The organism is Streptomyces sp. CA-243310 (assembly GCF_050936775.1).
Taxonomy (GTDB): Bacteria; Actinomycetota; Actinomycetes; order Streptomycetales; family Streptomycetaceae; genus Streptomyces.
Genome location: NZ_JBNJMF010000002.1, coordinates 2984584 through 3009559, shown reverse-complemented (window position 1 = coordinate 3009559; position 24976 = coordinate 2984584). Strand labels below are relative to the sequence as shown.

The following is a 24976-nucleotide window of genomic DNA, read 5'->3' as shown; positions in this document are numbered from 1 at the left end:
TGGGGAGAAACATGGCCCATCCGTTCGGGTCATGACAACCCGGGTCGGTCCTACCGCTGTTCGGGCAGGACCGGGAACTTCCGCGGCGCCACCAGGAGCAGCACCACCAGCGCCGCCACCGCGGCGGCCGTCGCGCCGAGGAAGACGTGGTCCACCGCGGCGTCCACGGCCTCCCTCAGGTAGTCGGCGGCGGCCGGCGGGAGCCGTCCCGGTCGGTCGAGTGCCTTCGACACGTCGTCCAGGTGGTCCGGCAGTCCCGCCACCGGGGCGTCCGCGAGCCGGGCGGCCATGGTGGCGTTGGCGACGGCCCCCGTCAGGGCCGCTCCCACGCTCTGGCCGACCTGCCGGGAGAACAGCACGGAGGCCGTCGTGGTGCCCCGCTCCGCCCAGCCGACGGTGGACTGCACCCCGACGATCAGCGGCAGTTGGAACAGGCCGAGGGCGCCGCCGAGCAGCAGCATGACCAGTGCGGGCTGCCACACCGAGCCCGGGTACGGGAGCAGCGTGAAGCCGAACAGGGCCACGGCGGCGATCCCCACCCCGAGGACGGCGCTGTCGCGGAAGCCGACGCGCCGGTAGACGTGTTGGGACAGGGCGGCGGTGAGGGGCCAGGTCAGGGTCATCGCCGAGGTGAGCAGCCCGGCGCCGACGGCTCCGAGGCCCAGCACGCTCTGGGCGTAGATCGGCAGGAACACCTGCGGGGCGACGATCAGCAGGCCGAGGGCGCCCATGGCGAGGTTGACGGCCGCGATGGTGCGGCGGCGCCAGACCCAGCCGGGCAGGATCGGTTCCGCGGCCCGGCGCTCCACCCGGACCACCACCGCGGCCAGGACCGCGCTCGCGCCGAACAGCCCCAGGGAGGGTGCCGACAGCCAGGGCCAGGCGACACCGCCCTGCACCAGGGCGTAGAGCAGCACTCCGCCGCAGGCGAAGACCCCGAGGGCGCCCGCCCAGTCGACGGGCCCCCGGCGGCCGGGCGGCCGTACGGGCTCGACGAGGTGGCGGGCGATGAACCACAGGGCCACGGCGGCGGGCGGCACGTTGACCAGGAAGATCCACCGCCAGTCGGCGTATGTGGCGATCAGGCCGCCGACGGCCGGGCCGGCCAGTGCGGACACGGCCCACACCGCGGACATCCGGGCCTGGATGCGGGGGCGTTCCCGGCCCGGATAGAGGTCGGCGGCGAGGGTCTGGACCGTCCCCTGGAGGGCGCCGCCGCCCAGGCCCTGGATGATCCGGAAGGCGATGAGGGCCGGCATGTTCCAGGCGAGCGCGCAGAGCACGGAGCCGACGAGGAACAGGGCCGTCCCGAAGATCAGCACGGGCTTGCGTCCGTGGGTGTCGGACAGCTTGCCGTAGACGGGGAGCGAGACGGTGGTGGCGAGGACGTACCCGGCGAAGATCCACGAGAACACGGCGAAGCCACCGAGGTCACCGACGATCTGGGGGACGGCCGTGGAGACGACGGCGGCGTCGAGGGCGACGAGGCTCATGGTCAGCATCAGCGAGACGACGACCACGGACTTCGGACGCCCCGGTGCGGGCGCGCCGGCCGCGGGGTCCTCTGTGGCGGAAACGATTCCTCCAATGATTCCGCCGCTGGTCCCGCCGCTGTTTCCCCCGGCGTTTCCCCCGGGCGGTCCGGTCGGCGGGACGACCGCCTCGGCCGGCCCCGAAGGTTCCTCTCCGAGGGGCGGTTCCGCTTTCTCCCCCATGCCCGTCGAACCCCCTTCACCGTGCACGCATCCGCGGGAACACCTTCTCACCGCGCGTGTTTCCGGCGGTATCCCTCACCTCGGGTCCATCGAAGGGTGCAGAACCCCTAGGGGTTCGTCAGCACAAGGACCCAGGGGCCGTTCGTCCCGCCGGAGGAGGTGGACGGTCCCGGTACGTCTTTAACTGGTTCACATGAGGCGAGGCCGTCGGGGGGTGGGGACAACCCCCCGACGGACACGGAGACGGGCACCAGTGCGCCCGAACGCCCCCGCGCCGGAGACTTCACGACGGCGGCACACGGATCACCGCGAGCCGCCGCCGCAGCGGACGCACGCACCGACGCGACGCACGCCGAGGAACGAACGAGGGGAAACACCGTGACAACGGCTATGACCGAAACCAGGCACGGGGGTACTGGAGGGCATGAAGCCGTCGCGGCCCGGGCACGCAAGGTCGTCAAGGCCTACGGCTCGGGAGAGACCCGCGTCGTCGCCCTCGACGCGGTGGACGTGGACATCCGGCGCGGACAGTTCACCGCGATCATGGGCCCGTCCGGCTCCGGCAAGTCCACGCTGATGCACTGCCTCGCCGGCCTGGACACGGTGACGAGCGGCGAGATCTTCCTCGACGACACCGAGATCACCGGCCTGAAGGACAAGAAGCTCACCCAGCTCCGCCGGGACCGGATCGGCTTCATCTTCCAGGCGTTCAACCTGCTGCCGACGCTCAACGCCCTGGAGAACATCACGCTCCCCATGGACATCGCGGGCCGCAAGCCCGACGCGGAGTGGCTGAACCGGGTCGTCGAGACGGTGGGCCTCGCGGGCCGCCTCAAGCACCGCCCCACCGAACTGTCCGGCGGCCAGCAGCAGCGCGTGGCGGTCGCCCGCGCCCTCGCCGCCCGCCCCCAGATCATCTTCGGCGACGAGCCGACCGGAAACCTGGACTCCCGGGCCGGCGCCGAGGTCCTCGGCTTCCTCCGCCAGTCGGTGGACGAGCTGGGCCAGACCATCGTCATGGTCACCCACGACCCCGTCGCCGCCTCCTACGCGGACCGCGTCATCTTCCTCGCCGACGGCCGGATCGTCGACGAGATGATCGACCCGACCGCCGACCAGGTCCTCGACCGCATGAAGGCCTTCGACGCACGCGGGCGGACCTCGTGACCGTCATGAAGACCGCGCGACGCAACTTCGTCGCGCACAAGGGAAGAATGGCACTCTCCGCCATCGCCGTCCTGCTGTCCGTGGCCTTCGTCTGCGGCACGCTGGTGTTCACGGACACCATGAACACCACCTTCGACAAGCTGTTCGCCGTCACCAACTCCGACGTCACGGTCAGCCCCAAGGGGGTCGCCGACGGCGAGGAGAACCCGGGCAGCGGCAAGCCGCGGACGCTGAACGGCTCGGTCGTCGACCGGGTCGAGAAGGCCCAGGGCGTGAAGTCCGCCGAGGGCGGCGTCCTGTCGATGTCCGTCACCGTCGTCAACACCAAGAACGAGAACCTGGGTTCGACCACCGGTGCCCCGACCATCGCGGGCAACTGGAGCGACAACGAACTCAAGTCGATGAAGATCACCTCCGGCAACGCCCCGCGCGGGCCGACCGAGTTGATGATCGACGCCGACACCGCCGAGAAGCACCACCTCGGCCTCGGTGACGAGATCCGCACCATCGCCGTCACCGGCGACAACCGGGCGAAGATCAGCGGCATCGCCGCCTTCACCGTCACCAACCCGGGCGCGACCGTCGTGTACTTCGACACGGCCACCGCCCAGACGTTCCTGCTCGGCTCCGCCGGCGCCTTCACGCACGTCAACGTCACCGCCAAGGAAGGGGTGAGCGACGAGCAGCTCAAGCAGAACGTCGCCGCCGCCGTCGGCGCCGACACGTACAAGCTCCAGACCGCCAAGGAAGCCGCGGACGCCAACCGCAAGGACGTCGGCTCCTTCCTCGACGTCATGAAGTACGTGATGCTCGGCTTCGCCGGGATCGCCTTCCTCGTCGGCATCTTCCTCATCTTCAACACCTTCTCCATGCTGGTCGCCCAGCGCACCCGGGAGATCGGCCTGATGCGCGCCATCGGCGCCGACCGCCGGCAGATCAACCGGTCCGTCCTCGTCGAGGCCTTCCTGCTCGGCGTCGTCGGCTCCGTCCTCGGCGTCGCCGCCGGAGTCGGCCTGGCCGTCGGCCTCATGAAGCTCATGGGTCAGATGGGCATGGACCTGTCCACCGACGACCTGACGGTCGCCTGGACCACCCCGGTCCTCGGCCTGGTCCTCGGCGTCGCCGTCACCGTCGTCGCCGCCTACATCCCCGGCCGCCGCGCCGGGAAGGTGTCCCCCATGGCCGCCCTGCGCGACGCGGGCACCCCGGGCGACAAGAAGGCCGGCCGGATCCGGGCCGCCCTCGGGCTGGTCCTCACCGGGCTCGGCGGCGCGTCCCTCTACCTCGCCGGCGTCGCCGAGGAAGCGGCCCCGGGATCCCTGTGGCTGGGCCTGGGTGTGGTCCTCACCCTCATCGGCTTCATCGTGATCGGCCCGCTCCTCGCGGGTGTCGTGGTCAGGGCGCTGTCCGCCCCGGTGCTGCGGCCCTTCGGATCGGTCGGCCGGCTCGCCGAGCGCAACGCGCTGCGCAACCCGCGCCGCACCGGCGCCACCGCCGCCGCGCTCATGATCGGCCTGGCCCTGGTCGCCTGCCTGTCGGTGGTCGGATCCTCGATGGTGGCCTCCGCCACCGACGAACTCGACAAGTCGGTCGGAGCGGACTACATCGTCAACTCCATGACCGGCCAGCCGGTCATGCCGCAGGCCGAGCAGGCACTGCGCGCCAACAAGAACCTCGATCACGTCACCGCCTACCGCGAGGTGCCCGCCAAGATCACGGCCCCCGACGGTTCCACGGTCACCGAGGGCCTGGGCGCCACCGACCCGTCGTACGCCAAGGACATCCGCCGCACGATGCGGGCCGGGGAACACGCCGACGCGTACGGTCCGAACGCGATGGCGGTCGGTTCGCTCTACGCCGACGAGCACAGCATCAAGCTCGGCGACACGCTGACGGTCGCCTTCACCGGCGGCAAGACCGTCAAGCTGAAGGTCGCCGCGATCACCGGCGACGAGGGCAACATCGACAAGGGCATGAAGTACGTGTCCACCGCCGTCGCCGAGGCCAACGTCCCGGCCGACCGGATGCCGCGCCCCTTCATGCTGCTGGCCAGTGCCAAGGCCGGTCAGGCCGACACCGCGTACGCCGAGGTCAAGGCGGGGCTCGCCGAGTACCCGCAGTACAAGGTGCTCAACCAGGCCGACTACAAGCAGTCGCTGAAGGACCAGGTCGGCCAGCTGCTGAACATGGTCTACGGGCTCCTCGCCCTCGCGATCATCGTCGCGGTCCTGGGCGTGGTGAACACCCTGGCCCTGTCGGTGGTCGAGCGGACCCGCGAGATCGGCCTGATGCGCGCCATCGGTCTCTCCCGCCGCCAGCTGCGCCGCATGATCCGCCTGGAGTCGGTGGTCATCGCCCTCTTCGGCGCCCTCCTCGGCCTCGGCCTGGGCATGGGTTGGGGCGCGACCGCGCAGCAACTCCTCGCCCTCCAGGGCCTGAAGGTCCTGGAGATCCCCTGGCCGACCATCCTCGGGGTGTTCGCCGCGTCGGCCCTGGTGGGCCTGTTCGCCGCACTGGTGCCGGCCTTCCGGGCCGGGCGGATGAACGTATTGAACGCAATCGCCACCGACTAGCTCGGGAGGCGGTTGTCACGGGGGTACGCCGGCCCCGGTCGTCCAGTCGGACGACCGGGGCCGGCGTCGTGCCAGGGGGGCGGGCCCGCCCCCTGGCGCCCGTCGTCACTCCCCGCGACGACGGCAATCCCCCGCGCGGTCGGGGGAGACGCGTCGTAGGCTGGGAACCCCCGGCCCGTTCACGTGTCGGGCCCTTCGCGTTGCCCCTCCACCGGACGGAAAGCCCTCCTCATGAGCCTGTACGGACTGCTCGACGCCGTCACCCGGGACCCCGCCCTCGCCGAGGCGGTCGCGGCGGCCGGGGACGGCAACCGGATGCACGTGGACCTGGTCGGCCCGGCCGCCGCGCGGCCCTTCGCGATTGCCGCGCTGGCCCGGCGTACCGAACGGACCGTGCTGGCGGTGACCGCCACCGGACGGGAGGCCGAGGACCTGGCCGCCACGCTGCGTTCCCTGCTGCCGCCGGACGAGGTGGCCGAGTACCCCTCCTGGGAGACGCTGCCCCACGAGCGGCTCTCCCCCCGCAGCGACACCGTGGGCCGCCGGCTCGCGGTGCTGCGCAGACTGACGCACCCCAGCAAGGACGACCCGGCCACCGGTCCCGTCTCCGTGGTGGTCGCGCCGATCCGCTCCGTGCTCCAGCCGCAGGTCAAGGGGCTGGGGGAACTGGTGCCGGTCAGCCTTCGGCAGGGGCAGTCCGTCGATCTGGGGGAGGTCGTCCAGGCGCTGGCCGCAGCCGCTTACGCGCGGGTCGAGCTGGTCGAGAAGCGCGGCGAGTTCGCCGTGCGCGGCGGCATCCTCGACGTGTTCCCGCCCACCGAGGAACACCCGCTGCGCGTGGAGTTCTGGGGCGACGACGTCGAGGAGATCCGCTACTTCAAGGTCGCGGACCAGCGGTCCCTGGAGATCGCCGATCACGGGCTGTGGGCCCCGCCCTGCCGTGAACTGCTGCTGACCGACGAGGTGCGGGGGCGGGCCGCCTCGCTCGCACAGGAGCACCCGGAGCTGGGGGAACTGCTGAACAAGATCGCCGAGGGGATCGCGGTCGAGGGCATGGAGTCCCTCGCGCCCGTCCTGGTCGACGACATGGAACTGCTGATCGACGTCCTGCCGGCCGGGTCGATGGCCGTCGTGTGCGACCCGGAGCGGGTACGGACCCGGGCCGCCGACCTCGTCGCCACCAGCCAGGAGTTCCTGATGGCCTCCTGGGCGGCCACCGCCGGCGGCGGACAGGCCCCGATCGACGTCGGCGCGGCCTCGCTGCGGGGCATCGCCGACGTCCGCGAGCACGCCCGCGCACTCGACATGATGTGGTGGTCGGTCTCCCCGTTCGCCGCCGACGACAGTGCCGACGGGGCCGACACCCTCAAGCTCGGGATGCACGGCCCGGAGGCCTACCGGGGCGACACCGCCCGCGCGCTCGCCGACACGAAGGGGTGGATCGCCGACGGCTGGCACACCGTGTACCTCACCGAGGGGCACGGCCCGGCCGCCCGCACCGTCGAGGTGCTCGGCGGCGAGGGCATCGCGGCCCGCCTGGAGGCGGACCTCGCGGTCCTGGAGCCGGGCATCGTGCACGTGACGTGCGGCTCCCTCGACAACGGCTTCGTCGACCCGGCGCTGAAGTTGGCCGTGCTCACCGAGACCGACCTGACCGGGCAGCGCACCGCCAGCAAGGACCTGGGGCGGATGCCGACCCGGCGCCGCAAGTCCGTCGACCCCCTGACCCTGGAGGTCGGGGACTACATCGTGCACGAGCAGCACGGCGTGGGCCGCTACATCGAGATGGTCCAGCGGACCGTGCAGGGCGCCACCCGCGAGTACCTGCTCGTCGAGTACGCGCCCGCCAAGCGCGGCCAGCCCGGCGACCGGCTGTACATCCCCACCGATCAGCTGGAGCAGGTCACCAAGTACGTCGGTGGCGAGGCCCCGACCCTGCACCGGCTCGGCGGCGCCGACTGGACCAAGACCAAGGCGCGCGCGAAGAAGGCGGTCAAGGAGATCGCCGCCGACCTGATCAAGCTCTACAGCGCGCGGATGGCGGCCCCCGGCCACACCTTCGGCCCGGACACCCCCTGGCAGCGGGAACTGGAGGACGCCTTCCCGTACGCGGAGACGCCCGACCAGCTCACCACCATCGCCGAGGTCAAGGAGGACATGGAGAAGTCCGTTCCCATGGACCGGCTGATCTGCGGCGACGTCGGTTACGGCAAGACCGAGATCGCCGTGCGGGCCGCCTTCAAGGCGGTGCAGGACGGCAAGCAGGTCGCCGTCCTCGTGCCCACCACGCTGCTGGTGCAGCAGCACTTCGGGACCTTCTCCGAGCGCTACAGCCAGTTCCCCGTCAAGGTGAAGGCGCTCTCCCGCTTCCAGAACGAGACCGAGTCGAAGGCCACCCTGGAGGGGCTGCGCGAGGGCTCGGTGGACATCGTCATCGGCACGCACCGACTGTTCTCGCAGGAGACGAAGTTCAAGGACCTGGGCCTGGTCATCGTCGACGAGGAGCAGCGGTTCGGCGTCGAGCACAAGGAGCAGCTGAAGAAGCTCCGCGCCAACGTGGACGTGCTGACCATGTCCGCGACCCCGATCCCGCGCACGCTGGAGATGGCGGTGACCGGCATCCGCGAGATGTCGACGATCACCACCCCGCCGGAGGAGCGCCACCCGGTGCTCACCTTCGTCGGCCCGTACGAGGAGAAGCAGATCGGCGCGGCCGTCCGTCGCGAGCTGCTGCGCGAGGGGCAGTGCTTCTACATCCACAACCGGGTCGAGTCCATCGACCGGGCCGCCGCGAAGCTGCGCGAGATCGTGCCCGAGGCGCGGATCGCGACGGCGCACGGGCAGATGTCGGAACAGGCCCTGGAACAGGTCGTGGTGGACTTCTGGGAGAAGAAGTTCGACGTCCTCGTCTCGACCACGATCGTCGAGTCGGGCATCGACATCTCCAACGCCAACACCCTGATCGTGGAGCGCGGCGACAACTTCGGTCTCTCCCAACTCCACCAGTTGCGCGGACGTGTGGGCCGCGGTCGCGAGCGCGGGTACGCGTACTTCCTGTACCCGCCGGAGAAGCCGCTGACGGAGACGGCGCACGAGCGGCTCGCGACGATCGCCCAGCACACCGAGATGGGCGCCGGCATGTACGTGGCCATGAAGGACCTGGAGATCCGCGGCGCGGGCAATCTGCTGGGCGGCGAGCAGTCCGGCCACATCGCGGGCGTCGGCTTCGACCTGTACATCCGCATGGTCGGCGAGGCCGTGGCCGACTACCGGGCCGCCATCGAGGGCGGTCCGGAGGAGGAGCCGCCGCTGGAGGTCAAGATCGAGCTGCCGGTCGACGCGCACGTCCCGCACGACTACGCGCCCGGTGAGCGGCTGCGCCTCCAGGCCTACCGGTCGATCGCCTCGGCGAACTCCGAGGCCGACGTCAAGGCGGTGCGGGAGGAACTCACCGACCGCTACGGCAAGCTGCCCGAGCCGGTGGAGAACCTGCTGCTGGTGGCCGGGCTGCGGATGCTCGCCCGTGCCTGCGGGGTCGGTGACATCACCCTCCAGGGTCCCAACATCCGCTTCGGGCCGGTGGAGTTGAGGGAGTCCCAGGAGTTGCGGCTCAAGCGGCTCTACCCGGGGGCGGTGCTCAAGCCGGCCGCCTCGCAGGTGCTGATTCCCCGGCCCAAGACGGCGAAGGTCGGCGGGAAGCCGTTGGTCGGGCGGGAACTGCTGGCCTGGACCGGCGAGTTCCTCGCCACGATCCTCGGCTCGTGACCCACGCGGGTGGCTCGTGACCCACACGCGGGTGCGGAACCGGCGGACCCGCCGGCTCCGCACCCGCGTCGGCGGACTACCTCGTCGGGTCGTCGTCCACGCCGAGGCGCTTCTCCGCCTCCTGCTGGGCCCGGTCGACCTGGTCGGCGTACTTCCCGCCGGTCTTCTCGTTGGCCTCTTCCTCGAGGTTGTCCGAGACGTCCTTGCCCTTGGTCTTGGCCTGATCCCTGAACCTGTCGAAGATCCCCATGCGTACGACCTCCTGATGGCATCCCCTTTGTGACGCTACGCGCGTTCCGCGCGCTTCGCCCGCCGGCGATCGGCCCCGGTGGTGGGTCCGGCGGGCGGCGCCCCGGCGCCGTCGTGCTGCGACCCTGCAACGGTTGCGGTCATCCCCTCACCCACTTCGGACAAGGCTGTATACGCTCAGTCCCGGAACTCATCTTTTCTTTATCCGCACGGCCCGTCAGGAGCAGCGATGCACGGCCCCGGCTACCCGCCGCAGCATGGCCACCCCGGCCCCCGTCCCAGCGACGGGAGCGTGGTGACGTTGCGCGTACTGTTCGCCGTGCTGCCCATCCTGACCTGCGGTTTCCTCGCGTGGGGCACGATGTTGCGGCTCGCGTTGGTCACGCGCAAGCCACGGGACTGGATGCTGCTCGGCCTCAGTTGCGTGCTCTTCGTCGTGTGGGTGGTCTTCATCGGCCTCGACAAGACCCCGGACACCAGCGGCTGGCAGAGCGACTTCGGCGCCGGCGGCACCCTCCTGACCGGTCTCGCCGTCACCGTGTACTTCCTCGTCGCGGACATCCGGCACCACGAGAACCGGAACGACGGCCGGGCGCAGGCGCCGTGGTACCCGGCGCCCGCGCCGTACACGCCGCCGCAGCAGCACCGGCCCGGCCAGGGCTACGGCTACCCGCAGGGTCAGACCTCCACCCCGGTCCCGAACCGGCCGGACGTCCCGCCGCAGGTGACGCCGCCGCCGCGGATCGGGCAGGTCCGCGCCGAACTCGACGAGCTGAGCGAACTCCTGCGCAACCGGCCGCCGCAGCCGAACGGGCCCCCGAGGCCCGGCGGCCCGTACCAGGACCCGAACCCGACCGCGACCCAGGACCCCCACCAGTGACCGACCGGCTCATCGGCGACCGCTATCAGCTCGCCGGCATCCTGGGCCAGGGCGGCATGGGTCAGGTCTGGACGGCGTACGACCGCCGGTTGGACCGGCGGGTGGCCGTCAAACTGCTGCGCCCCGACAAGGTCGCGGGGCCCGGCACCGTCGCCGAGGAGCTGCGCCGCCGCTTCGTGCGCGAATGCCGGGTCACGGCCCAGGTCGACCACCCCGGGCTGGTCACCGTGCACGACGCCGGCAACGACGGCGACGAGCTGTACCTGGTCATGGGGTACGTCGAGGGTTCCGACCTGTCCGACCACCTCACGGCACACGACCCCTACCCCTGGCCGTGGGCCGTCGCGGTGGTCGCGCAACTGTGCTCGGTGCTGTCCGCCGTCCATGCGGTGCCGATCGTCCACCGCGACCTCAAGCCCCGCAACGTGATGATCCGCCCCGACGGCACGGTTCTCGTACTCGACCTCGGCGTCGCCTCGGTGATGGACACCGACACCACCCGCCTCACCAGCACCGGGACTCCGATCGGCAGCCCCGCCTACATGGCACCCGAACAGGCCATGGGCGGCGCCGTCGGCCCGTACACCGATCTCTACGCCCTCGGCGTGCTGCTGTACGAACTCCTCAGCGGCAACGTGCCCTTCGCCGGCTCCACCGCCCTCGGAGTCCTGCACCGGCACCTGTACGAACCCCCGGTGCCGGTGCGCCGGCTGCGTCCCGAGGTGCCGCACGCCCTGGAGGCCGTGCTCCTGCACCTCCTCGCCAAGGACCCGCAGGACCGGCCCGGTTCCGCGCAGGAGGTGTACGAGGCCCTCACCCCGCTGCTGCCCAAGCACGGGGTCCCGACCGGCCACCTCGACCCGACCCGCCCGTTCCTGCGCCCGCAGGCCCCCTGGCCGGACCGGCCGACCGTGCCGGCCCGCCCGGACACGCCGCCCGCCCCGCCCCGGCCGGACATCCCGGGCGCCGTGGACGAGGCCCGCACCCTCCTGGACCAGGGGCGACTCACCCAGGCCGTGGACATCCTCGGCGGCATCCTCCCGGCGGCCGCCGCCGAGCACGGGGACCACTCGCCGGTGGTCCGCTCCCTGCGCAAGCAGTACGCGGCCACGCTGATGGACGACGGCCAGTACCGGCGCGCCCTGCCCGAACTGCGCCGCCTCGCCGACGAGTTCCCGCCCGGGGACACCCAGGCACTGCGCTTTCGCTACGACGCCGCCCAGTGCCTGGAACAGCTCGGCGAACCGGCCGCCGCCCTCGCCGAGTACCGCTCCCTGCTGCCACTGTTCGAGAACCACTACGCCAACCCGGACCCCGGCCTGCCCCTGGAGGTCCGCCGCCGGATAGCCCACCTGCTGCTCTCCCTCGGGGACCGGGCGGGCGCCCACGACACCCTGGTCCGCCTCCTCTTCGACGCGGACCGCGTGCACGGCCCGGGCCACCCCCTCCCGGTGGAGATCCGCCGCACCCTCCAGTGGCTGGGCCAGGTCCGCTGACCCCCGCGTCCGGGCCGTGCTCACACCCGGACGCCGAAGGCCTCCGCCCGATCGGACGGCGTACCGGCCGGGGCTGACGGACCCGGTCCGGACCGCCGCGCCCCACCGGCACCGCGCCGGAGTCGGCCGACCGGGACGAGCCGGGCGAGCAGGACCAGGAGGGCGACCGCCGCGACCGCCGCGCCCGAGGCCAGGCCCGGCGGGCGGAACGTACACGTCACCGAGCGGGTGTCGGGGCCCGCGGGGACGGCGACCAGACCCAGGTGCGCGCTCGCCGGACGGCCGTCGCAGGTCCAGCCCGCGATGGCCGGTGCCGACAGCACCACCGTGCCGGTCGTGCCCGGCCGCAGGGTGGCCCGCACCCCCGACGCGTCGACCCGGAGCGCGGTCGGCGCGCCGGCCCGCAGTGCGGCCACCGCCGTGTCCAACCGGGCCCGGTCCAGGCAGGCCAGCTCCCAACGGGCGGGCGCGGGCCGCTCGAAGACCAGCCGCGAGGCGGGCCCGTGCGCGACGCCCATCGGCTGGAGCGCGGCCCGGTTGCGCGGCGGACGGGCGTTCAGCCGGAACGCGGCGCCGTCCGCGAGCCGGGCGGTGCCGTTGTACTCCGGGGCCCACAGGAACGCCTCGGTGCCGGCGCGGCAGACGCCCGGCGTGAGCGGAGGCTCGTAGACCCGGGAGCCCAGCAGGAGTTCCTGGTTGGCGAAGGGGGAGGGCCCGTAGGCGAGCGGGGGGCCCGCCGGCCGGACCGTGACCAGCGGCGCGACCGTCGCCCGGCCGATCGTGCCGTCGGGCCGCAGCCTCGCCCCGACCGCGAAGACGGCGTCGGTCACCGGGTTGTCGAGGCTCTGGACGTTGCGGCCCCGCGAGGTCCAGCCCGCCCCGAGGGCGACCATCGTGCGGGTGAACACGTCCGGGGTGTGGCTGCTGTAGTACGCCCCGCCCTCGCCGCCGAGCAGCAGAGGATCGTTGCCCGTCAGCGCCGGGCGGCCCGCGTCGGTCCGGTACCCGGGCCACCCCTCGGCGCCCGCCAACGCCTCGGCGCGCGCCGTGTGCGCAGGCCCCCAGGACGGGTAGTCGTCCAGCCCGCCGAGCTTGCCCAGGTGCCCGTACGCGACGGTCGCCGCGGCCTGGCCCACCAGGACCGCGACCAGCAGCCCGGCCGCCGGGAGCGCGAGGCGCCGGGCGCGCATCGCCCACCACGCCCAGCCGGCCACCACCAGCCCGCCGCCGAACAGCGCGTACCCCCAGCCCGTCGCGAGGGCGCTGCCGGCCGCCCCGAGCACGGCCAGACAGAGCACCCCCGCGCCCGAGGCGAGCGCCCGCACCCCCGGCGGGCCGGCCGCGAGCCCGGTCCAGGCGGCGATGACCACGATCCCGGCGAGCACGAAGGTCTGCCGGTACGGGCTGCCGTTCGGGGTCGCGAAGGCGTGCCAGGCCAGGTGGGTCGGCGCCCACTGGAACGACAGCAGCACCACCACCACGAGCCCCGTCCAGCACAGTCGGGCCCGCGCCGGCACCACCCGGTGGAACGGCAGCGCCGCCACCAGCAGCAGCGTCCCGGTACCGACGAAGAGGGCGGGGGAGGAGAAGGAGTACGTGGCGGGCATCAGCCGCGCCAACAGGTCCCCGGTCGCCGCCGGCGCGAACTCCCGGGACCACCCCGGGTACGCCTGCCTCGAACTGAGGAACAGCGGCGCCAGCACCGGCGCGGCCAGCGCGACACCCAGGACGGTCGCCGTCGCGGCCCGCCCCAGCACCCGCGCCCGCCCGAGCCCGCGCCGACCGCCCGGCACCACGTCCCGGTCCTGCGCCAGCCGCACCACGAGCACCAGCGCGGCGCCCAGGGTCGCCATGTACGCGGTGTAGAAGTTCGCCGTCCAGCACAGGGCCACGACCAGGGCCGCAGCCCCGGGACGTCGGCCGCGCAGCGCCCATTCACCCGTCAGACACAGGAGCGGGAACGCGATCAGTCCGTCCAGCCACATCGGGTTGTACGCGGCCTCGATCACCGACCAGCCGCACAGCGCGTACGAGGCGCCGAGCAGTCCCGCCGCCCACCACGGTCCGCGCCGTTGCGTGCGCAGCAACCACGCCATCGCCGCGGCCGCGGCGGCCGTCTTGAGCACGGTGACCACGTACACGGCGAGGTCGATGTCCGCGCGCGGGAAGACCCCGACGAGCACCGCGAACGGGCTCGAAAGGTACGTCCCGAAGTCCGGCAGGAAGCTCGTCCCGTACCCGGACTGCCAGTTGAGGAGCAGGCCGCCCTCGGCGCGCCCGTGCAGCAGGTCCCACAGGTGCGCGTGGAAGGGCACGAACTGGTTGCCGAGGTCGTTGACGCTGCGGTGACGGGGCCCGTACGGGAAGACGCGCGCGACGGCGTCCCCGGCACACACGGCCACCGTCGTGATCAGGGCGGCGAGCGCCGAGCCGAACAGGCTGCGGCGCCGCGGGGAGCTGTGCGGTGTCGACATGGTGGGCCGACACTGGCAGACGCGCAGGACGCCCGGATGGCGCCGGGGTGACCGGCGCGCCAACACTCGCGCACCCCAACACGCTCGGAATCGTTGGTCGAACCAGTGGCTCGGATCACCGTGACTGCATAACATCGATCACCGCACGGCCCTTGTGCATCGACGCACAATCTCCCGGCCCTGGAGGCTCCTTTGCACCGTCGCACTGCGCTCTCCGTCTCCGCCGTCCTGCTCGCGGCGGCTCCCCTGCTGTCCGCCTGCTCGAACGAGACCCGCCCCGGCACGGCGGCCGTGGTCGGCGGCGAACGGATCACCACCTCAGCGCTCCAGGCCCAGGTGAACGACGTACGCGCCGCACAGAACCGGTCCACGACCCCCACGCCGGCCGAGCTGGTCGAGAGCTCGCCACGACTGGAGCGGACGAAACTGCGCGGGCTGATCAACAGTCGGATCCTCGACAAGATGGCCAAGGACGCCGGGATCACCGTCACCACGAAGGAGATCGAGGAGCAGCGCAAGCAGCTCGTCGAGAGCAGCGGCGGCCCGCAGAAGTTCCAGGCGGCCATCCTGCAGGAGGCGGTGACGGCCCCCGGCCAGATCGACCGCTTCATCACGGACCAGCTGCTCCTGTCCAAGCTCATGGAGAAGTACGGCAAGGACAAGCTCACCGCCCCCGCGTCGGCTGCCGCCGAGAAGCTGGGCATCGAGGTCAACCCGCGTTACGGCAGCTGGGACGCCGAGGGGATCCGGCTCGGCGACGGGACCACCCCGTGGATCATCCAGCGGACCCGCCCCGAGCAGGCCGTACCCGCCGGGACCTGAGTCGCCCGACCGGAGGTAGGTTCGGGGGGTGACTGAGCCCACGTCCCCCGAGCCCACCGGCCGCATCGTCCTGCTGACCACCAGCCACCGGGTCGCCCCGGGCCTGCTGTCCTGGAGCGCGTGGCAGACCCTGCACGCCGCGGACCGGGTGCTGTGCGCCGACCCCGACCACCCGCAGCTGCCGTACCTGCGCGAGGCGGGTGTCGAGGTGCTCCACGCGGTCCCCGACGCCCACGAACTCGTCGAGGCCTGCGCCGGCGGCGCCACCGTCGTGGTGCTGCCGAGCGGCGAGGGCGACCAGCGCCTCACCGACGGGCTCGCCCGGCTGGCCGGCTCCGGTCGGGTCGCCATGCCGGACCTGGAACTGCTGCCCGGGTCCTACGACCTGCCCGGCGCGCGGCTGCTCGACCTGGTGCAGGTAATGGACCGGGTGCGGCGGGAATGCCCCTGGACCTCGGCGCAGACCCACGAGGGCCTGGTGAAGTACGCCATCGAGGAGGCGTACGAGCTGGTCGAGGCGATCGAGGCCGGTGACCGGGACGAACTGCGCGAGGAGTTGGGCGACGTACTGCTCCAGGTGTTCTTCCACGCGCGGATCGCGCAGGAGCACGCCGACGAGCCGTTCTCCATCGACGACGTGGCCGGCGACCTGGTCGACAAGCTGATCCGCCGGCACCCGCACGTCTTCGGTGACGCGCGGGCCGAGACCCCCGAGGACGTCAACGCGCACTGGCAGGCCACCAAGGCGGTCGAGAAGCGGCGCGCGTCGGTCACGGACGGGGTCCCGGTCGCCCAGCCCGGCCTCGCTCTCGCGGCCAAGCTCGCCGGCCGGGCCCGGGCCGGCGGGATCGCGGTGGAACCGCCCCGGGGCGAGGGCGTCGGCTACGAGTTGCTGGAACTGGCGGCGCGCGCCGAGGCGGCGGGCGTCGACCCCGAGACCGCGCTGCGCGCTGCGGCCCGCGCCTACCGGGACGCGATCCGGGCGGCGGAGGCCGCCGACGCCTGACCCGTGGCGGGCGCCACGTGGACGACGTCCCCTACAGCGGTGCGCGCCCCGAGGGGTTGTGCCAGTGCGGGTCCGGCGGGCTCAGGAACCACTCCCCGAAGCCCACCGGGCGGGTCCGCGCGGAGCCGCCCGGTGGGATCGCGTCGTGGAAGATCCGGTCGGGTCGGGCGCCGAGTTCCTCCAGGAGGTACGCGGTCTCCTCGATGAACTGCGCCGGCCCGCCGAGGTAGACGTCCTGGTCCCGCCACAGGCCGCGGTGGCCGAGCGCGGTCGCCAGCCGGTCGGTGGCCTGGTTGCGGTGCTGTCCGGGGGCGGGCGTGAGGTAGGTGACGGCGAGCCGGCGGTGGGTGGCGGCGAACGCGTCGATGAACGGCCGGTCGTAGAGGTGCGCGGCGTCCCGGGCGACGACGAAGAGTCGTACGTCCTGGTCGGGAGGGTGCTCCGCGAGGTCCTCCAGCATGGCGCGGATCGGGGCCCAACCGGTGCCGGCGGCGATGAAGGTGACCGGGCGGTCCTCGCGGCGCAGCGTGAGCCGGCCACCGGGCGCGCCCAGTCGGAGCGTCTCCCCGGGCCGCACCTCGCGGACCAGCACGTGGGACAGCCGGCCCTCCTCGATCCGGCTGACGTGCAGGTCGACGGTGCCGTCGGGGCGGGGCGCGTTGGCCAGGGAGTACGTGCGCCAGGTGGTCGGGACGCGGGCGCTGCTCACGCTCACGTACTGACCGGGGAGATAGGGGAGGGGAAGGTCGGGGCGCAGGGTCAGTACGGCGACGTCCTGCCCGTACTGGAGGTGGCGGACGATCTCGGCGTCCCACCAGGGCGGGTCGGTGCTCTCGACGGCGCCGGCCGTCATCGCGTCGGCGATCACCTGGTAGGCCTCGGCCCAGGCCTTCTCCACCTCGGGCGTCCAGGTCTGGCCGGAGGTCTCGGCGAGCGCGGCGAGCAGGCTGGTGCCGACGGCCGCGTAGTGCTCGGGCCCGACGCGGAACTTGCGGTGGTCGCGGCCGAGGTCGCGGAGGTAGGGGACGAGGGTCTCGTTCTCCAGGTGGGTGACCACGTGGGTGAGGGCGGCGAAGAGCCGGTCCCGCTGGCGTTCCATGTCCGCCGGGGAGGAGGGGAAGAGCGGGCGGACCTCGGGGTGGTGCCAGAAGAGGTGCGAGTAGAAGTACTTGACGGCGTGCTCGGCCCGTCTCTCCACCACCGCGAAACTGCTCTTCAAGATCCTCACGTCCACAACAGCGAAAGTAGGAACGCCGGAGCGGGCGGGGTCAAGCCTTGGCGGATCTGCGGACAGCCGCGACGAAGCACCCATATGGGATGGTGTGCGGAGGCCGGGATACGGTCAGCGGGTGCATGAGCCGACCCCCGCGGAACCCGCCGACGAGACCTCCTCCCCCCAGGGCCCCACCCTGTTCGACTGGGAGTTCGCCACCGACCCGTACCCGGCGTACGCCTGGCTGCGCGAGCACTCCCCGGTGCACCGCACCAAGCTCCCGAGCGGCGTGGAGGCCTGGCTGGTGACCCGGTACGCGGACGCCCGCCAGGCCCTCGCGGACCAGCGCCTCAGCAAGAACCCGGCGCACCACGCGGAGCCGGCGCACGCCAAGGGCAAGACCGGCATCCCGGGGGAGCGCAAGGCGGAGCTGATGACGCACCTGCTGAACATCGACCCGCCGGACCACACCCGGCTGCGGCGGCTGGTGTCGAAGGCGTTCACCCCGCGCCGGGTCGCGGAGTTCGCCCCGCGCGTCCAGGAGCTCACCGACCACCTCATCGACGGGTTCGCCGCGAAGGGGGAGGCGGACCTCATCCACGAGTTCGCCTTCCCGCTCCCCATCTACGCCATCTGCGAGATGCTCGGCGTACCGCGCGAGGACCAGGACGACTTCCGGGACTGGGCCGGGATGATGATCCGGCACGGCGGCGGACCGCGCGGCGGGGTGGCCCGTTCCGTGAAGCGGATGCGGACCTACCTCGGGGAACTCATCCACCGCAAACGGGATGATCTGGGCAACGACCTGATCTCGGACCTGATCCGGGCCGGCGATCACGGCGACCACCTGACGGAGGCCGAGGCCACCGCGATGGCCTTCATCCTGCTCTTCGCCGGCTTCGAGACGACCGTGAACCTCATCGGGAACGGCGTCCACTCCCTCTTCATGAACCCGGAGCAGCGCGAGCGCCTCCAGACGTCCTTGGCCGCCGGCGAGAGCGGGCTGCTGGAAACCGGTGTCGAGGAGCTGTTGCGGTACGACGGGCCCGTGGAACTGGCGACCTGGCGGTTCGCCACCGAACCGCTGACCCTCGGCGGGCGGGACATCGCGGCCGGCGATCCGGTGCTGGTGGTCCTCGCGGCTGCGGACCGGGACCCCGCAAGGTTCGCAGAACCGGACACTCTGGACCTGTCCCGGAGTGACAATCAGCACCTCGGATACGGGCACGGCATCCACTACTGCCTCGGTGCGCCGCTCGCGCGCCTCGAAGGGCAGACGGCGCTCAAGAGTTTGCTGATGCGTCTGCCGGATCTGGAACTCGCCGTTCCACCTGCGGACCTGCGCTGGCGGGGCGGACTCATCATGCGTGGCCTGCGCACACTTCCGGTCCGCTTCACACCCCGAAACGACTGAGGCGCGACCGGAGCCGGCCTGACCGCGAGTCAGTTTCCGACCAAACTTGTTACTTGTATGCCAAGGCCGCTAGGTTCTGCCGTTACCCCGCCGTTATGCGAAAGGTACAGCCTCATGCGTTCCGGGAACGGCCGCCACAGACGCCCCAAGCAAATACCCGCACTCGTCGTCACCGCCGGAGTCGCCGGTTCCGCGCTGGCCCTGCCGCTGCTCGCGGCAACCAACGCGAGCGCCGCCGACGCCGGCACGTGGGACACGGTCGCCGAGTGCGAGAGCGGCGGTTCCTGGAGCGCCAACTACGGCAGCGGCGCCTACGGGGGGCTCCAGTTCACCCAGGAGCAGTGGAACGAGGCCGGCGGACTCGACTACGCGACGCGCCCCGACCTCGCCAGCCGCGCCCAGCAGATCGCCATCGCCGAGAAGGTGCTGGCCTCGCAGGGCCCCCAGGCGTGGCCGCTGTGCGCGTCCTCGGCCGGCCTGACGCGACAGGGGCCGTCGGCCGCGGTGGACCCCGGCCGGGTCGAGACACCCGCGCCGGTCGCGCCCACCCCCTCCCGCCCCGACTCCGCGGTGCCGAAGAGCGGTTCCACGCCGGCCACCGACTTCGGGGTGCCGACGCCCAGCGCGCCCACCCCGAGCCTGCCCACCCCGTCCGGCGCGCCCTCGTTCACGCTGCCCGACGTACCGCAGGGGCCCAACGCCGGACTGCCCGTCATGCCGGACCCGGACCCGACCCTTCCCACCGGCCCGGGCAACCAGCCGCCCGTCACCCCGACCGCCCCGGGCGGCACGACCACCCCGGTGGTCCCCTCGGACCCCGCCAGGGACCCGAACCCGGCCGACCCGTCCACCACGCCCTCGGCCCCGACCGGCACCCCGACGGGCACCCCGACCGACTCCGCGGCGGACGGCGGCGGCAAGCACCGCGGCCCGGCGGCGAACGAGGGCCCCGGAGCCGTTCCCAACACCGCGCCGGAGCCCGTCTACACGGTGAAGGCGGGCGACAGCCTGACCGCCATCGCGGACGCCAAGGGACTCAAGGGCGGTTGGACCAAGCTCTACGAGGCCAACGAGCAGGTCATCGGAGGGGACGCGGACCTCATCAAGCCCGGTCAGAACCTGGATCTAACCAAGTAATAGGGGCAGTTCGGGCACCCATTAAGATCCGAATGTCCGGTATCGGCAAGTGAGACATGCATCTCTTCCGCCCAACTGGCGTGTCCCGTATCGAAGCTGCTGCAAACCCCGCCCTCACCTGCGCAAACGTCCCTAAGCGGAACGCAAGTAGGGCCCTTTCCCCCCGATGTTGCTCGTTGAACATCGGGGGGAGACCTGTCTACCTTCTGAGTCGCTCGTCACCGCGAGCCTCTTCGACCGCATCGCCGAATCCTGCCGGCGGACGGAGAGAACAGTCGTCGCGCAAGCGCCGAAGGCAGGAGCGGGGGAACCAAGGTAGGCGCCGGAACGGGCCGTCGAGAGACGGCCGCGGACCGGCTGGGGGTTAAGACGCGCGCCAGTCGTGCGGCCGGGCAACTCACTCGCCCGAACCCGACAGCTCACCTCGTAGGCGTCGGTGAGGAGAAACTCCATGCTGCTTTCCGGCAAGGGCAAGCACCGTCGCGCCTCCAAGGCCGCCCGCATCGTCACGCTCGCCGGTGTCGCCGGTGTCGCCGTCGCGGCGCCGCTGATGGCCGCGGGCTCCGCGTCCGCCGCCACCACCTCCGAGTGGGACAAGGTCGCCTCCTGCGAGTCCGGTGGCAACTGGTCCATCAACACGGGCAACGGCTACTACGGCGGCCTGCAGTTCTCGTCCGGCACCTGGGCCGCCTACGGCGGCAAGGCCTACGCCTCGCAGGCCAACCAGGCCTCCAAGTCGCAGCAGATAGCCGTCGCCGAGAAGGTTCTCAAGGGTCAGGGCAAGGGTGCCTGGCCGTCCTGTGGCGTGGGCCTGTCCAACGCCTCGTACGACGGTGGCGGCTCGGCCGAGACCCCCAAGCCGAAGAAGCAGCAGGCCGCTCCCAAGAAGCAGCAGGCCGCGCCGAAGGCGGAGACCAAGCGCTCCGAGGGCTCCACCACCACGCGCTCCGAGCGTTCCACGGCCGCCCCGGCGCCGCAGAAGGCCCCGAAGACGACCGCCGCCCCGAAGATCGGCAACGGCTCGTACGAGGTCAAGGCCGGCGACACCCTGGGCACCATCGCCGACGCGAACGGCGTCAAGGGCGGCTGGCAGAAGCTGCACGAGCTGAACAAGGACATCGTCCCGGACGCCGACCTGATCTACCCCGGGCAGAAGCTGAAGCTCAGCTGAACCCCCCGATGACCCCGCGTCAGTCCTGACGCAACCCCTGCCCGGCGCGTACCCCTCCACGCGCCGGGCGGTGGCGTGTCCGGGCCCGGTCGGCACCGATCCGGCGGACGATCAAGAGACGTATGTCCTGGAAGAAGGGTATTCGGGCCCTTTTTCGTCCCAGGACCCGGGCGGTCGGCCGGTCGAGTGGCCGGAGCCGGTTAGGCTCTAGTCGGCAAGGCCATCCCACGGCCTGACCCGCCACCGCACACCCAGCGTCACATCCCAGAAGGAGATGCTCGTGCCGTCCATCGACGTCGTCGTAGCCCGGGAAATCCTGGACTCCCGAGGCAACCCCACGGTCGAGGTCGAGGTTGGCCTCGACGATGGCAGCACCGGTCGTGCTGCAGTTCCGTCCGGCGCCTCCACCGGTGCATTCGAAGCCATCGAGCTGCGTGACGGTGACCCCAACCGTTACTTCGGCAAGGGTGTCGAGAAGGCCGTCCTCGCCGTCATCGAGCAGATCGGCCCGGAGCTCGTCGGCTACGACGCCACCGAGCAGCGCCTGATCGACCAGGCCATGTTCGACCTGGACGCCACCGACAACAAGGGCTCCCTCGGCGCCAACGCCATCCTCGGCGTGTCCCTCGCCGTCGCGCACGCCGCGTCCGAGGCCTCGGACCTGCCGCTCTTCCGCTACCTCGGCGGTCCGAACGCGCACCTGCTGCCCGTCCCGATGATGAACATCCTCAACGGTGGGTCGCACGCCGACTCCAACGTGGACATCCAGGAGTTCATGATCGCCCCGATCGGCGCGGAGTCCTTCTCCGAGGCGCTGCGCTGGGGTGCCGAGGTCTACCACACCCTCAAGAAGGTCCTGCACACCAAGGGCCTCTCCACCGGCCTGGGCGACGAGGGCGGCTTCGCCCCGAACCTGGAGTCGAACCGCGCCGCGCTGGACCTCATCGTCGAGGCCATCAAGCAGGCCGGCTACGTCCCCGGCAAGGACATCGCGCTCGCGCTCGACGTCGCCGCGTCCGAGTTCTACAAGGACGGCAAGTACGAGTTCGAGGGCCAGTCCCGCTCGGCCGCCGAGATGACCGAGTACTACGAGGAGCTCGTCTCCGCGTACCCGATGGTCTCCATCGAGGACCCGCTGTACGAGGACGACTGGGCCGGCTGGAAGACCCTCACCGACAAGCTGGGCTCCAAGGTCCAGATCGTCGGCGACGACCTCTTCGTCACCAACCCCGAGCGCCTGGCCCGCGGCATCGAGGAGGGCTCCGCGAACGCCCTGCTCGTCAAGGTCAACCAGATCGGTTCGCTGACCGAGACCCTCGACGCCGTCGAGATGGCCCAGCGCAACGGCTTCAAGTGCATGATGTCGCACCGCTCCGGCGAGACCGAGGACGTCACCATCGCCGACCTCGCCGTCGCCGTGAACTGCGGCCAGATCAAGACCGGCGCCCCGGCCCGCTCGGACCGCGTCGCCAAGTACAACCAGCTGCTGCGCATCGAGGAGATCCTCGACGACGCCGCGGTGTACGCGGGTCGCTCCGCCTTCCCGCGGTTCCGCTCCGCGAACCAGTAGGAACGGCGGGGGCTCACCACGCCCCGGCCTCCGTACGTCCCCGCACTCGGTCCCGTACCGTGTGCGGGGACGTATTGCGTAGCGCACACAGGGGAGGCGGGACCATGGCCGGGAACCGGGATCGGTTCTCCACCTTCTCGACCGCGACCAGGCTCAAGGCCCTCGGCGAACGGACCGCGGCGCACGTCTACCGCTCCCAGTCACGCCGTCAGGTCCGCCGCAGCCGGCTCACCGGCCGGGCCGCGCTCCTGGTGCTCGTGCTCTGTACCCTGGTCGTCGCCCTCGCGTACCCCATGCGCCAGTACGTGTCCCAGCGCTCCGAGATCGCGCAGCAACAGCGGAACGCCACCGACGCGCGCGAACGGCTGGAGAAGCTCCGCGACGAGAAGGCCCGCTGGCAGGACCCCGCCTACGCGGAACAGCAGGCGCGCAAGCACCTGCACTTCCTGCGCCCGGGGGAGATCGGCTACATCATGAACGACCCCGGCACCGAGGCCAAGGAAGACCGCCGCACCGGGCAGTCCGGCTCCGACCGGCCCTGGTACTCGAACGTCTGGGACGGCGTCGACAAGGCCGACCGCCCCGGCGACTGACCCCGACACGCCACGCCCGCGACACACCCGCACACGAACGAAGAGACTCATCCCAGGCATGCAGACGCCCCCGCCCCAGACCGACCGCACCGAGCCGACCGCCGCGGACATCGAGGCGTTCCAGCAGCAGCTCGGCCGCCCGCCGCGCGGGCTGCGCGCCATCGCGCACCGATGCCCCTGCGGGCAGCCGGATGTCGTCGAGACCGCGCCCCGACTCCCCGACGGCACCCCCTTCCCGACGCTGTTCTACCTGACCTGCCCGCGCGCCGCCGGTGCCATCGGCACGCTGGAGGCCAACGGCGTGATGAAGGAGATGCAGGCCCGGCTCGCCGACGACCCGGAACTGGCCGCCGCCTACCGGGCCGCGCACGAGGACTACATCACCCGCCGCGACGCCATCGAGGTCCTCCAGGGCTTCCCGAGCGCCGGCGGCATGCCGGACCGGGTCAAGTGCCTGCACGTGCTGGTGGGCCACTCGCTGGCCGCCGGCCCCGGCGTGAACCCGTTCGGCGACGAGGCCCTGGCGATGCTGCCCGAGTGGTGGGCCAAGGGCCCCTGCGTCACCCCGTGCGGGGAGAAGAAGGACGCGGACGCGTGAGCGCCACACGGGTCGCGGGCATCGACTGCGGCACGAACTCCATCCGCCTCCTCGTCGCCGACTGCGACCCGGCCACGGGCGAGTTCGTCGAGCTGGACCGCCGGATGACGATCGTCCGGCTGGGCCAGGGCGTGGACAAGACCGGCCGGCTGGCCCCGGAGGCGCTGGAGCGCACCTTCGCCGCGTGCCGCGAGTACGCCGCGGTCATCAAGGAACTGGGCGCCGAGCGGATCCGTTTCGTGGCGACGTCGGCCTCCCGCGACGCCGAGAACCGGGACGACTTCGTCCGGGGCGTCCTGGACATCCTGGGCGTGGAACCCGAGGTGATCACCGGGGAGCAGGAGGCCGAGTTCTCCTTCACCGGCGCCACCAAGGAGCTGACGGGCCGCACCGACATGGAGCGGCCGTTCCTGGTCGTCGACATCGGCGGCGGCTCCACCGAGTTCGTCGTGGGCACCGACCACGTCCGGGCGGCCCGCTCCGTGGACGTCGGCTGCGTCCGGATGACGGAACGCCACCTGGCGGTGGACGGGACCGTCACCGACCCGCCGACCGAGGAGCAGATCGCCGCCATACGGTCCGACATCGAGTCGGCCCTGGACCTGGCCGCCGAGACCGTGCCGCTGACCGAGGCCCGCACCCTGGTCGGCCTGGCCGGCTCGGTGACCACCGTCGCCGCCATCGCGCTGGGGCTGACGGAGTACGACTCGGCCGCCATCCACCACTCCCGGATCCCCTACGCGAAGGTGCGGGAGATCAGCGAGCGGATGCTGACGGCCACGCACGCCGAACGCGCCGCGATCCCGGTCATGCACCCGGGCCGGGTCGACGTGATCGGCGCCGGCGCCCTGGTCCTGCTGGCGATCATGGAGCGGATCGGGGCCGAGGAGGTCGTGGTCTCCGAACACGACATCCTCGACGGCATCGCGATCAAGACCGCGGAAGACGTCGAGGCCGACAAGCAGCGGACCTGACCCGGTGAACCACACGAGGGGGGGCGCTCCGGCCGGCCGGTCGGAGCACCCCCCCTCGTCGTCGGATGCCGCGGTGGACGTCACGGCGGTCGCCGACCTTGACGACGAGGGCGACGAGTTCGCGGCCTCGGCCTCCCGGGCGGGCCCGGTGTCGTACGC

18 protein-coding genes and 1 riboswitch are annotated in these 24976 nt (G+C 72.0%); of the genes, 14 read left to right on the top strand and 4 right to left on the bottom strand.

The features are described from left to right. Positions 1-50 precede the first annotated feature (50 nt). Positions 51-1715 carry an MFS transporter gene (locus ACQEVM_RS31095; protein ID WP_433084490.1) on the bottom strand — a complete coding sequence of 555 codons (1665 nt, stop codon included), beginning with the start codon at positions 1713-1715 and terminating at the stop codon, positions 51-53. Positions 1716-2105: 390 nt separating this feature from the next. Here ACQEVM_RS31095 and ACQEVM_RS31090 point away from each other — a divergent pair, with 390 nt between their 5' ends. From ACQEVM_RS31090 to mfd, 3 genes are all read left to right on the top strand, one after another. Then, positions 2106-2882 carry an ABC transporter ATP-binding protein gene (locus tag ACQEVM_RS31090; protein ID WP_433084488.1) on the top strand — a complete coding sequence of 259 codons (777 nt, stop codon included), beginning with the start codon at positions 2106-2108 and terminating at the stop codon, positions 2880-2882. Next, positions 2879-5455 carry an ABC transporter permease gene (locus tag ACQEVM_RS31085; protein WP_433084486.1) on the top strand — a complete coding sequence of 859 codons (2577 nt, stop codon included), beginning with the start codon at positions 2879-2881 and terminating at the stop codon, positions 5453-5455. Before ACQEVM_RS31090 ends, ACQEVM_RS31085 begins: the two co-directional genes overlap by 4 nt. A gap of 231 nt (positions 5456-5686) precedes the next feature. After that, positions 5687-9220 carry a transcription-repair coupling factor gene (gene mfd / locus ACQEVM_RS31080; protein WP_433084484.1) on the top strand — a complete coding sequence of 1178 codons (3534 nt, stop codon included), beginning with the start codon at positions 5687-5689 and terminating at the stop codon, positions 9218-9220. Positions 9221-9296: 76 nt separating this feature from the next. Here the strand turns inward: mfd and ACQEVM_RS31075 are convergent, their stop codons facing one another. Further along, on the bottom strand, positions 9297-9470 hold the full coding sequence (locus ACQEVM_RS31075) for an antitoxin (protein WP_433084482.1): 174 nt from the start codon (positions 9468-9470) through the stop codon (positions 9297-9299). Between the two features lie 228 nt (positions 9471-9698). On the opposite strand from ACQEVM_RS31075, the gene ACQEVM_RS31070 reads away from it, so the two are divergent. Continuing rightward, entirely contained in the window at positions 9699-10349 is a 651-nt protein-coding gene (locus ACQEVM_RS31070; RefSeq protein ID WP_433084480.1) for a hypothetical protein, read from the top strand. Beyond that, the gene (locus ACQEVM_RS31065) at positions 10346-11845 is read left to right on the top strand and encodes a serine/threonine-protein kinase (RefSeq protein WP_078999291.1); all 1500 of its coding nucleotides are present in this window, start codon (positions 10346-10348) and stop codon (positions 11843-11845) included. The genes ACQEVM_RS31070 and ACQEVM_RS31065 overlap by 4 nt, the downstream gene beginning before the upstream one ends. Before the next feature lie 20 nt (positions 11846-11865). Here ACQEVM_RS31065 and ACQEVM_RS31060 read toward each other — a convergent pair whose 3' ends face one another. After that, positions 11866-14319, bottom strand: a complete 2454-nt coding sequence (locus ACQEVM_RS31060) for a YfhO family protein (protein ID WP_433084477.1) — start codon at positions 14317-14319, stop codon at positions 11866-11868. 192 nt (positions 14320-14511) lie between these two features. On the opposite strand from ACQEVM_RS31060, the gene ACQEVM_RS31055 reads away from it, so the two are divergent. Together ACQEVM_RS31055 and ACQEVM_RS31050 are read left to right on the top strand one after the other, a co-directional pair. Next, positions 14512-15141, top strand: a complete 630-nt coding sequence (locus ACQEVM_RS31055; RefSeq protein ID WP_433084475.1) for a SurA N-terminal domain-containing protein — start codon at positions 14512-14514, stop codon at positions 15139-15141. A gap of 28 nt (positions 15142-15169) precedes the next feature. Further along, on the top strand, positions 15170-16147 hold the full coding sequence (locus ACQEVM_RS31050) for a nucleoside triphosphate pyrophosphohydrolase (protein ID WP_433084473.1): 978 nt from the start codon (positions 15170-15172) through the stop codon (positions 16145-16147). Positions 16148-16178: 31 nt separating this feature from the next. Here ACQEVM_RS31050 and ACQEVM_RS31045 read toward each other — a convergent pair whose 3' ends face one another. Beyond that, positions 16179-17375 carry a globin domain-containing protein gene (locus tag ACQEVM_RS31045; RefSeq protein ID WP_433084472.1) on the bottom strand — a complete coding sequence of 399 codons (1197 nt, stop codon included), beginning with the start codon at positions 17373-17375 and terminating at the stop codon, positions 16179-16181. A gap of 121 nt (positions 17376-17496) precedes the next feature. On the opposite strand from ACQEVM_RS31045, the gene ACQEVM_RS31040 reads away from it, so the two are divergent. The 7 genes from ACQEVM_RS31040 to ACQEVM_RS31010 all read left to right on the top strand — a co-directional run bounded on the left by ACQEVM_RS31040 (position 17497) and on the right by ACQEVM_RS31010 (position 24817). Beyond that, entirely contained in the window at positions 17497-18774 is a 1278-nt protein-coding gene (locus ACQEVM_RS31040; protein ID WP_433084470.1) for a cytochrome P450 family protein, read from the top strand. Between the two features lie 114 nt (positions 18775-18888). Then, positions 18889-19911 carry a transglycosylase family protein gene (locus ACQEVM_RS31035; protein ID WP_433084468.1) on the top strand — a complete coding sequence of 341 codons (1023 nt, stop codon included), beginning with the start codon at positions 18889-18891 and terminating at the stop codon, positions 19909-19911. A gap of 277 nt (positions 19912-20188) precedes the next feature. Beyond that, positions 20189-20359, top strand: a riboswitch (cyclic di-AMP (ydaO/yuaA leader). Positions 20360-20362: 3 nt separating this feature from the next. Further along, positions 20363-21082, top strand: coding sequence for a transglycosylase family protein (locus ACQEVM_RS31030; protein ID WP_433084466.1), 720 nt, complete (start codon positions 20363-20365; stop codon positions 21080-21082). Positions 21083-21356: 274 nt separating this feature from the next. Continuing rightward, positions 21357-22652 (top strand): phosphopyruvate hydratase, encoded by a 1296-nt coding sequence (gene eno / locus ACQEVM_RS31025; RefSeq protein ID WP_267796196.1) that lies wholly within the window; start codon positions 21357-21359, stop codon positions 22650-22652. A gap of 104 nt (positions 22653-22756) precedes the next feature. Further along, positions 22757-23245 (top strand): FtsB family cell division protein, encoded by a 489-nt coding sequence (locus ACQEVM_RS31020; RefSeq protein ID WP_433084463.1) that lies wholly within the window; start codon positions 22757-22759, stop codon positions 23243-23245. 58 nt (positions 23246-23303) lie between these two features. Then, positions 23304-23843, top strand: a complete 540-nt coding sequence (locus ACQEVM_RS31015) for a DUF501 domain-containing protein (protein WP_053681476.1) — start codon at positions 23304-23306, stop codon at positions 23841-23843. Further along, positions 23840-24817: an exopolyphosphatase gene (locus ACQEVM_RS31010; RefSeq protein ID WP_433084461.1), complete on the top strand. Its 978-nt coding sequence runs from the start codon at positions 23840-23842 to the stop codon at positions 24815-24817. Before ACQEVM_RS31015 ends, ACQEVM_RS31010 begins: the two co-directional genes overlap by 4 nt. Positions 24818-24976: the final 159 nt, after the last annotated feature.

Coding starts and splice junctions, on each gene's coding strand:
- ACQEVM_RS31095 (WP_433084490.1), bottom strand. CDS start 1,715: ATGGGGGAGAAAGCGGAACCGCCCCTCGGAGAGGAACCTTCGGGGCCG.
- ACQEVM_RS31090 (WP_433084488.1), top strand. CDS start 2,106: ATGACCGAAACCAGGCACGGGGGTACTGGAGGGCATGAAGCCGTCGCG.
- mfd (WP_433084484.1), top strand. CDS start 5,687: ATGAGCCTGTACGGACTGCTCGACGCCGTCACCCGGGACCCCGCCCTC.
- ACQEVM_RS31075 (WP_433084482.1), bottom strand. CDS start 9,470: ATGGGGATCTTCGACAGGTTCAGGGATCAGGCCAAGACCAAGGGCAAG.
- ACQEVM_RS31070 (WP_433084480.1), top strand. CDS start 9,699: ATGCACGGCCCCGGCTACCCGCCGCAGCATGGCCACCCCGGCCCCCGT.
- ACQEVM_RS31060 (WP_433084477.1), bottom strand. CDS start 14,319: ATGTCGACACCGCACAGCTCCCCGCGGCGCCGCAGCCTGTTCGGCTCG.
- ACQEVM_RS31035 (WP_433084468.1), top strand. CDS start 18,889: ATGCGTTCCGGGAACGGCCGCCACAGACGCCCCAAGCAAATACCCGCA.
- ACQEVM_RS31030 (WP_433084466.1), top strand. CDS start 20,363: ATGCTGCTTTCCGGCAAGGGCAAGCACCGTCGCGCCTCCAAGGCCGCC.
- eno (WP_267796196.1), top strand. CDS start 21,357: ATGCTCGTGCCGTCCATCGACGTCGTCGTAGCCCGGGAAATCCTGGAC.
- ACQEVM_RS31020 (WP_433084463.1), top strand. CDS start 22,757: ATGGCCGGGAACCGGGATCGGTTCTCCACCTTCTCGACCGCGACCAGG.
- ACQEVM_RS31015 (WP_053681476.1), top strand. CDS start 23,304: ATGCAGACGCCCCCGCCCCAGACCGACCGCACCGAGCCGACCGCCGCG.